The organism is Streptomyces sp. AB3(2024) (assembly GCF_041862025.1).
Lineage (GTDB): Bacteria > Actinomycetota > Actinomycetes > Streptomycetales > Streptomycetaceae > Streptomyces.
This window is the reverse complement of sequence record NZ_JBGWAB010000091.1, coordinates 24,559-33,386: the sequence shown is the minus strand read 5'-3', so window position 1 is coordinate 33,386 and position 8,828 is coordinate 24,559. Positions and strand designations below refer to the sequence as shown.

At 74.7% G+C, this 8,828-nt stretch carries 7 protein-coding genes and 1 pseudogene; 5 read left to right on the top strand and 3 right to left on the bottom strand.

Annotated elements, in window-relative coordinates:
* A partial coding sequence (locus ACEPPI_RS28295; protein ID WP_373918096.1) for a pyridoxal-dependent decarboxylase occupies window positions 1-820 on the top strand: 820 nt, incomplete at its 5' end.
* A 116-nt stretch (window positions 821-936) separates the two neighbouring features.
* Here ACEPPI_RS28295 and ACEPPI_RS28290 read toward each other — a convergent pair.
* A pseudogene (locus ACEPPI_RS28290) lies at window positions 937-1,302 on the bottom strand (transposase); the annotation flags it as partial.
* On the opposite strand from ACEPPI_RS28290, the gene ACEPPI_RS28285 reads away from it, so the two are divergent.
* The 3 genes from ACEPPI_RS28285 (at window position 1,252) to ACEPPI_RS28275 (ending at window position 4,239) form a co-directional block, all read left to right on the top strand.
* The gene (locus ACEPPI_RS28285) at window positions 1,252-1,770 is read left to right on the top strand and encodes a hypothetical protein (protein ID WP_373918098.1); all 519 of its coding nucleotides are present in this window, start codon (window positions 1,252-1,254) and stop codon (window positions 1,768-1,770) included. The pseudogene ACEPPI_RS28290 and the gene ACEPPI_RS28285 sit on opposite strands and share 51 nt — an antisense overlap.
* Before the next feature lie 178 nt (window positions 1,771-1,948).
* The gene (locus ACEPPI_RS28280; RefSeq protein WP_373918095.1) at window positions 1,949-2,992 is read left to right on the top strand and encodes an alpha/beta hydrolase; all 1,044 of its coding nucleotides are present in this window, start codon (window positions 1,949-1,951) and stop codon (window positions 2,990-2,992) included.
* Entirely contained in the window at window positions 2,989-4,239 is a 1,251-nt protein-coding gene (locus ACEPPI_RS28275) for an acyltransferase (protein WP_373918094.1), read from the top strand. The genes ACEPPI_RS28280 and ACEPPI_RS28275 overlap by 4 nt, the downstream gene beginning before the upstream one ends.
* Before the next feature lie 100 nt (window positions 4,240-4,339).
* Here the strand turns inward: ACEPPI_RS28275 and ACEPPI_RS28270 are convergent, their stop codons facing one another.
* Window positions 4,340-4,762 carry a DUF350 domain-containing protein gene (locus tag ACEPPI_RS28270; protein ID WP_266846087.1) on the bottom strand — a complete coding sequence of 141 codons (423 nt, stop codon included), beginning with the start codon at window positions 4,760-4,762 and terminating at the stop codon, window positions 4,340-4,342.
* A 107-nt stretch (window positions 4,763-4,869) separates the two neighbouring features.
* On the opposite strand from ACEPPI_RS28270, the gene ACEPPI_RS28265 reads away from it, so the two are divergent.
* Window positions 4,870-6,759, top strand: coding sequence for a GNAT family N-acetyltransferase (locus ACEPPI_RS28265; RefSeq protein ID WP_373918093.1), 1,890 nt, complete (start codon window positions 4,870-4,872; stop codon window positions 6,757-6,759).
* On the opposite strand, the gene ACEPPI_RS28260 is transcribed toward ACEPPI_RS28265, so the two are convergent.
* Window positions 6,714-8,732, bottom strand: coding sequence for an AMP-binding protein (locus ACEPPI_RS28260; protein WP_373918092.1), 2,019 nt, complete (start codon window positions 8,730-8,732; stop codon window positions 6,714-6,716). The two genes, ACEPPI_RS28265 and ACEPPI_RS28260, sit on opposite strands and share 46 nt — an antisense overlap.
* Between the last annotated feature and the right edge of the window lie 96 nt (window positions 8,733-8,828).

Here is an 8,828-nt window from a genome sequence, read left to right as displayed (position 1 = left end):
GCTGCCGCACCAGCTGCGCGAGTACGTCGACGAGAACACCATCGGCGTCGTCGCGATCCTCGGCGTCACCTACACCTGCACCTACGAGCCGGTCGCGGAGTTCGCGGCCGAACTCGACCGCCTGCAGGCAGAAAAGGGACTCGACGTCCCGCTGCACGTCGACGCGGCTTCCGGCGGATTCATCGCGCCCTTCCTCCACCCCGACCTGGCCTGGGACTTCCGCCTGTCCCGAGTCGCCTCCATCAATGCCTCCGGCCACAAGTACGGCATGGCGCCACTCGGCGTGGGCTGGGCCCTGTGGCGCGACAAGTCGGCCCTGCCGGAGGACCTGGTCTTCCACGTCGACTACCTGGGCGGCGACATGCCCACCCTGGCACTGAACTTCTCCCGCCCCGGCGGGCAGGTCGTCAGCCAGTACTACACGTTCCTGCGCCTGGGCCGTGAGGGGTACCGGCAGGTCTACCAGGCCTGCGCCGACACCGCGCAGCACCTGGCCCGGCAGGTCGCCGAGATGGGCCCCTTCACGCTGCTCTACGACGGCGCGGGCGCGTTGCCGGCCGTGTCGTACACGCTGACTGACCCGGCGTCGACGAGCTGGAGCCTGTACGACCTCTCCGACCTGCTGCGGATGCGCGGCTGGCAGGTGCCCTCCTACCCGCTGCCGCCGGACCGCCAGGAGACGGTCATCCAGCGCGTCCTGGTCCGGCACGGCGTCGACCGCGACGAAATCGAGCTCCTCGCCGACGACATGCGCAGAGCGATCAAGCACCTCGATGAAGGCCGGCCGCAGGACGCGAGCCGCGCCTCCTTCCACCACTGAGGGCCGAGGCGGGCTGAGTCCCACCGAGTTCAACGGAGAATCACCGACCCGCCTCCGTGTGGGTCATCGGCCAGCCCGGTTGTGGAGTATTCGGAGCCCTCAACTCAGACCGTGTCCTATCTGGTGAGGCGGATGAGTCGTTTGTAGCAGCAGATGGCGGCGGCGAGTCCGAGGAAGGCTAGGGAGATGCGGGGGTGGCGTTCGTATCGGTGGTTGAGGCGGCGGTAGCCGGTGAGCCAGGACATGGTCCGCTGGATCACCCACCGGCGGCGCCCGAGTCGTTCGGAAGACTCGATGCCTTTCCAGGCGCTGCGGACGCCGATTCGTTTGTCGCGTAGCCAGTTCCGCAGTTCAGGTATGTCGTAGGCCTTGTCGGCGTGCAGGCGCTGAGGCTTGAAGTGGCAGCCGCGGTGGAGTTCGTGTCTCGTTTGGTGACCGAGCACCATGGGCTTCGGGTCCTGGCTGTCGTGGGTGTTTGCCGCTGGGCCCTCGCCCAGCTCCCCACCCTCCACCTCCGTGAACTCCTCCACCGCACCCTCAACCTCCACTCCGTCGCCGACGGCCGCGAAGTCGACCAGCACCTCCGAACCCTCTGGCTCGGCAAACTCGCCCACGCCCCCCAGGAAGCCGCCCCAGGCTCCGACGGCGCCGGCCCCAAGTGCCACGCTCAGCCAGGAACCCTGCACACCAACCTCTGCGACGTCGCCCTCTGCGCGCTCACAGGCTTCCAGCGCGGCTCCTGCCACCCGGGCATCACCTGCCTCACCATCTGGTCCGGCCGCTGGCCCGGCACCGACGAGTGCGAGGAGTACGGCTTCTACTACCGAGCCGTGGCCGGCCGAGCCGAACCCTGCGACGCCAGCGATGAAGGGGCCGAGCACGACTACAACCGCCTGTACTCCGAATGCACCTGGGACGCCGCCCAACAGCGGATGATCCTGCCCTCGTGAAACCCGAATGCCCTCGGGCTCTTGCAAAAGCCGCGAACTGAGTCCGCTGGTACCGTCTCCTCCACCCCCTACCGGGGTATGACATGCCGGTTGGCTCCCTGGTGGGACGCCCTGTTCGGTACCTCCTTCCTACCTTCCTCCTCGTCACGAGGCTCGTCACGAGGAAGGGAGAAGGGGCATGCGCCGCTTCGGAAGGACGATGGCCGCGGCCGCGCTGGCGGTGGCCGTCATGGCGGGGACCGCGGGCTGGGCATCCGCCGACAGCCAGAGCGCGGTCACCGGACCGCCCCCGGGCACCGCCGCCTGGCGGGCCGCCTCGTTGGGCGGCCGGCCGTTGCCCGATCCGGCGTCCACGACGCCCCGGGAGGTGGCCCGCTTCTTCGCCGGGCTGGACGAGACCGGGCGACGGGAGCTCGTACGCTCCCACCCGCTGGTGGTGGGCAATCTGGACGGCGCTCCGCTCCCCCTGCGGTACGAGGCGAACCGGCTGGCGGTGCTCGCCACGGGTGAGGCCCGCTACGCCTCCCTCTCTTCTCCGGGCCGCCGGATCCTGGCCTTCGACCCGCGCGGCCGCGGGCAGGTCGCCGAGGTGTTCGGGGACCTGGAGCACGCCGCGCACGTCGCGGTGATCGTGCCGGGTTCGGACAACGACGCCACCACCCACGACGCCCCCCGCGCCCCGGACACCGGCCCGGCCGGTATGGCCCGGGCGCTGCGGTCCGCGGCGGGCGGGGGCACCGCGGTCATCGCGTGGACGGGCTACACCACACCGGTCGGGGTCGGTCTCGACGCGGCGCAGGGCCGGCTCGCGGAGGCCGGCGCGGTGCGGCTGGCCCGGTTCACGGCCGGGCTCGACGCGGTCGGGGCGCCCGACCCCGTGTTGTTCTGCCACAGCTACGGCTCGGTGGTGTGCGGGATCGCGGCCCGGCACACGGACGCCGCCGACATCGTGGTGTTCGGTTCCCCGGGGATGCGCGCGGACGACGCCGCCGGTCTGGGGACGGGTGCCCGCGTCTGGGCGGCCCGGGGGCCCTCGGACTGGATCGCCGACGTGCCCAATGTGGAGTTCGCCGGGCTGGGGCACGGCGCCGACCCCACCTCCCCCGCCTTCGGCGCCCGTCGGGTGCCCGCCGACGACGTGTCGGGCCACACCGGCTACTTCGCCCCCGGCACCCGTTCGCTGGCGGCCTTCGCCGCGATCGCGAAGGGAGAGCTCCGGTGAGCGCGAAGGGTACGCCGCGCGCGCTGACCCGGCTGTCGGAGGCCGCCGCGCGGATCGACCGCCGGACACCCGCCCACCGGGACCGGGCCGTCGACGGTCTGCGCGCCCTGGCCCTGCTGGCCGTGCCGACCGGGCACTGGCTGCTCGGCGGGTTCACCCTCGACCCGGAGGGCGGGCTGCACAACGCCAGTCCGTTGTCCGCCTTCGGCGCCCTGGCCCCGGCGAGCTGGGTGCTCCAGATGCTGGGCATCTTCTTCCTGGTCGGCGGCTACGCCTCGGTGCTGTCCTTCCACCGCCGCACCGGTTCGACGGGTGCTTGGCTGAAGGGGCGGATGGTCCGGCTGGGGCGGCCGGTGCTCGGTGTGACGGCTGTGTGGGCGCTCGCGGCGCCGGCGCTGTACGCGGCCGGCGTGCCGGAGGCCACCTTGCGCACCGGTGCCACGCTGGTGATCCAGCCGCTGTGGTTCGTGGGGGTGTACGCGGGGGTGACCGCGCTGACCCCGTACTGCGTGCGGGCCGCCCGGCGGCTCGGCGGCTGGGCGGCGGCGCCGCTGCTGGCCTCGGTCGCGGTGGTGGACTTCCTGCGGTACGGGCCGCTGTCCGACGCGGTGCCGTCCTGGCTGTCCGTGCTGAACGTGCTGCCGGGCTGGATGTTCGCGTACCAGCTCGGCGTCTCCTGGGGCGAGCGGCGGATCGGGCGGCGCGGGGCGTGGCTGCTGCTGGTGGGCGGGGGCGTGCTGTTCGCGGTGCTGCTGACGGTGTTCCACTACCCGGCGTCGATGGTCGGCGTACCGGGTGAGGCGCGGACCAACTCGCACCCGCCGTCGCTGCTGGTGCTGGCGCTGGCCTCGGCGCAGTCGGGTGCGGCGATGCTGCTGCGGGACCGGCTGGCGCGGCTGCTGGCCCGGCCGGCGCTGTGGGCGCCGGTGGTGGTGGTCAACCTGTCGGCGATGACCGTCCTGTGCTGGCACCAGAGCGCCATGCTGGCGGCGGCCGTGCCCGCCTCGTTCGCGGGCGGGGGCGGCGGGGTGACCGGGTTGACGACGGCGCCCGAGACCCTGGGGTGGATCCTGGCGCGGCTGGTGTGGATGCCGGTGTTCGCGGTGTTGCTGGTGGTCATCGCCCGCTACGCGCGCCGGTTCGAGGCTCCGTCGGCGGCGGGCGGGCGCCGGAACCCGGTGGTGCGACGGACCGTGGCGGGGCTGCTGGCGGCCGGGTTCGCGGTGTTCGCGCTGGGCCTGGCCTGACGCGGGCCCGGCCGGCGGGGCGGCCCGCTTACCGGGCCCCCGGACGACGAGAGCGCCGCTCCCCACCGGGAGCGGCGCTCTCGTCGTGCCGTACGGGTCGTCAGGCGATGGACGCCGCCACGATCGCGGCGACGGCGAGGTTGCAGGAGGCCGTGACCCAGACGGCCGGGTGCGGCTCCGGGTCCACGACGATGGCGCCGAGCTTGCCCGGGGTCACCAGGTCCAGCACCAGGAAGGCCACGGCCATCAGGACCAGGCCCAGCAGCCCGAAGGCCGCGGTGGACAGCAGGCCCTTGCCGAAGTCGTCGTACGTCGTCCAGATCGAGGTGAAGACGATGCCGCCGATGCCCAGGAGCGCGGAGCTGAGGAGGAGGGCCGCGTTGCGATTGCGCTCCTCCCAGATCTGCTTCGGGAGCTTCCCGGGCGTCAGCACGTCCACCAGGACGATGCCGAGGATCAGCAGGACCAGCCCGAGGGCGCCGTACGCGCTCGTGCGGCCGAGTCCGTTGACGATGTCGCTCATGGAGAAGCCTGTCTGGGCGTGGGTGGGATAGGGATGTGCCGAGCACGTGCCGTGGGGAGGCCGAATGTATCGCACGGCCCCGCCCCGGACCACGGGGAGGTCAGGAAATGGCAAAGGTCAGGGCCGCGCGGGACGGGGAGGCGGCAGCGCTGACGGCACTGGTCATGCGGTCCAAGGCGTACTGGGGCTACGACGCGGGGTTCCTCGCCGCGTGCGCCCCGGAACTGGCCGTCCGCGAGGCCGAACTGGCCGGCCGGCGGATCGCGGTGGCCGAGAACGGTGCCGGACGCCTGCTGGGAGTCGCCTCGCTGGAGGCTCTCGACGGGGAAGTGGCGCGGCTCGGCCTGCTGTTCGTGGAGCCGTCGGCCATCGGCCGGGGCGTCGGGCGGCTGTTGTACCGGGACGTCCTCGGCCGGGCCGCCGCGCTGGGTGTGCGCCGCCTGCTGATCGACTCCGATCCGCACGCGACGGGCTTCTACCGGGCGATGGGCGCGGTGGCCTCGGCAGGGGCGCCGCCGGGGCTGGTGCGCTTCGAGGTGGCTCCGGCGGTGCTCGTCGGCTGGGCGCGGGCCTGGACGGGCGGGGTCCCGGCGGTGCACGTGGGCAACGTGGCCGAGTTCAACGCCCAGTTCGCCGACGCCTCGGTGGGCCGGGAGCCGCTGGCCGCGCACGACTACGCCTGCCTCGCCGCGTTCTACAGCCCGTACCCGGCCGTCCTGGTGCTGCCGCGGGCGGTGCCACCGGGCTGGATCCGGCTGGTCGGACGGCAGTTGGGCTGGGGGCCCGGGGTGGAGGTCCTCGACGGGCTGGCCGAGCGGGACCCGGGCCTGTCGGACGCCGTCCTGGCCCGGCCGGAGCTGGCCCGGCGGGTGACGGGGCGCGGGCTGCCCCTCGTACCGTGGGGGCGGACGGAGCCGTACGGGCGGCTCGCCGGTCTGCCGTGGCGGCCGCGGGACCTGCGCTACGAGTCGAAGTCGGCGGCGCACGCCCTGTTCGCCCGGATCCTGGCGGGCGGCGGGCACCCGGGAATCGCGCTGCCCGCGCAGTGGCGGGCGGCGACCCGGTGGGCGGCCGTCCGAACGGTGCGGTCGCGGGCGCGGGCGGGGCTGGGCACGGTGCTCAAGTCGGAGCACGGCGTGGGGGGTTCGGGCACCAGGGTGGTGACGCCCGCGCTGGTCCGGGCGGTGGGCGGGGCACGGGCGGCGCTGCGCGGACTGCCGCGCGGGCCGCTGCTGGTGGAGGAGTACGTCGAGGGACCCGAGGGCCCCGCGCGGGGGCCGCGGGACCTGACGTACGACGGGTTCGTGGACGGTGAGGGCCGCCCGCACGAGGTCGGGACGGCGGTGATGGAGGTGTGCGACGGGGCGTACCGGGGCGCGACGGTGGGTCCCGCGGTGGTGCCCGCCGCTCTGGAGGAGCCGCTGCGGGCGTTCGGGGCGGCGGTGGGGCGGGAGCTGGCGGCCTCGGGCTACCGGGGCTGGTTCGACGTGGACTTCGTGGTCGACGCGGCGGGGCGGCCGGCGCCGACCGAGGCCAACCTGAGGCTCACCGGCCCTTCGGTGGCCTTCATGGTGGCGGCCCGGCTGGACGTGCTGCGGGGCGCGGGGCACCTCGTGCGGATCGTCGACCGGGTGGAGCTGGGCGCGCGCCTGCCGGAGGGGCAGGTGGAGCTGCTGTGCGGGGACCTCGTGGAGGCCTGCGCCGGGTCGGGGGCGGTGTTCGTGCCGGCCATCGTGACCGGGGCCTTCGATCCGGCGCCCTGGATCGGGGTACTGCTGGCGGCGCGCGACGGCGGGGCGCTGGACGCGGCCGAGGCGCTGGTGCGGGCGGGGGCCCTCGCGGTCGGGGAGGGCTTCGCGGACTTCTCCGACGGGGCGGGCGGCTCCGATGCGGCGGACGTCGCGGACGCGGCGGGCCGGGCCGGGGCCCGGCCCGGCCGCCGCCCGGCCGGTCAGTCGTCGAAGTCGAAGGGCGAGCGCGGCCTGCGGAGCAGGTAGCAGGCCACGATCAGGCCCGCGATCATCAGGGGGACGTTGAAGGTGTAGACGAGGGCGGCCTGGCGCGGCCAGTCGTGTTTGGCCGCCAGCCGGTAGAAGTTGTCCTGCGGCCACCAGGCGAGCAGCAGGTAGGACGCCGACAGGTGGGCCGCGGTGGTCAGGGCCCTTCCTCGGCCCTGGCGGAGCATCCTGCTGCGGCCGCCGAACAGGAACAGCACGCCGGCGGCGAAGGCGGCGCTCTCGCACACGTAGAGGACGAAGAAGAGGAACGACCACGGGAGCGGCACCCCCGTGAGGTCGGTGGATCCGGGCCACAGCGCCAGGGTGAGCACCATGCCCCCCAGGGTCAGCGGCAGGGCGAGGCAGCCCACGACGCAGCCGGGCGACAACGACTCCCCCGCGGAGCCCGTCTTGCCGCTGCGTGCGGGGACCAGCGCCGACGCGGCCACCGGCGGGCGGTCCCTGGAGGGCAGCGGCACCGCCGCCCGGTCCTCCTGACCGGCCCGGGTACGGGGCAGGGCGCGCAGCCGGACCAGCCGGGCCGGGGTTTCGTCGGGGCTCGTCTTCCGCCCCAGGTGCGCGGTCAGGGTCGCCAGTGCGGCCTTGTCCGGGTCCCGGAGCCACAGGGGGTCGCCGGGGGGCGGGGCCACGTAGGCGACGAGCCGTTCGCGGGTCCCCGAGGTCACCCGGGCCACGACGGCGGCGCCGAAGGCGGGGTGGGTGCGGATCCGGGACTCGATGGTGTGCGGGTCGAAGTGGGCGCCGTGGTCCAGGGTGATCCGGTCGCGCAGCCGCCCGCCGAACTCCAGGAGCCCGTCGGGGCGCAGGACGGCGAGGTCGCCGGTCGCGACGGCGTCGCCGCCGGGCGGGGTGAGGAGGAGCTCCCCGTCGCGCAGGTCGGCGCGGAAGCCCGGGAAGGGCGTGCCGAGGAGGGCGATCCGCTCGGGGGTGTCCAGCGGGCCGGGGAGCTGCGGGAGTTCGAAGGAGGTCCCGGCGCCGGCGGTCTCGGTCGGGCCGTAGACGTTGAGGACGCGGGCGCCGGGGCGCAACCGGTCCTGGAGGGCGGCCTGTTCGTCGAGGTAGAGCCGGTCCCCCGTAATGGTGAGCAGCCGCACGTCGGCGAAGGCGGGGTCGGGTTCGCGGCGGGGCCGGGGGACGGAGACCGGGGCGGGCCGGTCGTCGCGGACCATGAGCTCCACGGCGGTCGCCGGGTCGGTGTGCAGGACGCTGACGCGCCGGTCCCGGACGGCGTCGAGGAGGTCGTGGGCCCCGCGCCCGGCGCCCTCGGGCAGGACGAGGGCGCCGCCGGAGCACAGGGGGCGGGTCCAGCCGGCGGCGAAGGCGGTGATGTCGGGGCCGCCGCTGAACAGGTGGCGGTCGCGCGGGGTGAGCCGGGCGGCCTCGGCCCAGCTGTCGTGGGCGGCGAGCAGCAGCCCGTGGCCCACGTGGACCGGGCGCGGCCGGGCCGCGCCGGTGAACAGGATCGCGGCGTCGCGGTCCTGGGCGGTGCGGTCGGGCGCGGTGGCGGGCCGCCCGGCGATCCGGCTCGCCTCCTCGTCGACCGCGACGGTCCGCTGCCCCTCGGGCAGGCCGAGGCCGGCCGCCCGGCGGTCGGTGTCGGTGAGCAGGAGGTACGGGGGCAGGGCGGCGAGCATGCCGCGGGCGGTGCGCGGATCGTCCTCGGCGACCACGGTGTAGGTGCCGCCCGCTTTGAGGGTGGCGAGGAGGCAGACGGGAAGTGCGGGCCGGGCGCCCAGGGCGATGGCGACGAGGCCGCCCGCGGGCCGGGCCCCGTCGAGCAGGTGGTGGGCCACCCGGTGGGCCCGCGCGTCGAGTTCGCCGTAGGAGAGTTCCTCGTGGCCGTGGAGGACGGCGGGGGCGTCGGGGGCGTCGCGGGCGAGTTCTTCGAAGCGCCGCAGGACGGTGTCCACGGCGGGTCGGTGCGGGCGGGCGGGCGGTGATGCCTGCGTCATCACCCGATGATGCCACCGGCGGGCGACCGGGTGCCGGGTTTGGAACATCCTTGGTACGGGATGGAGTTGAGGCCACCGGCGGGCGGTTCCGGTGCG

Bases quoted from the DNA above. Each gene is read 5' to 3' on its own strand.
- ACEPPI_RS28260 (WP_373918092.1), bottom strand. From the start codon at position 8,732: ATGACGCAGGCATCACCGCCCGCCCGCCCGCACCGACCCGCCGTGGAC.
- ACEPPI_RS28280 (WP_373918095.1), top strand. From the start codon at position 1,949: ATGCGCCGCTTCGGAAGGACGATGGCCGCGGCCGCGCTGGCGGTGGCC.
- ACEPPI_RS28265 (WP_373918093.1), top strand. From the start codon at position 4,870: ATGGCAAAGGTCAGGGCCGCGCGGGACGGGGAGGCGGCAGCGCTGACG.
- ACEPPI_RS28270 (WP_266846087.1), bottom strand. From the start codon at position 4,762: ATGAGCGACATCGTCAACGGACTCGGCCGCACGAGCGCGTACGGCGCC.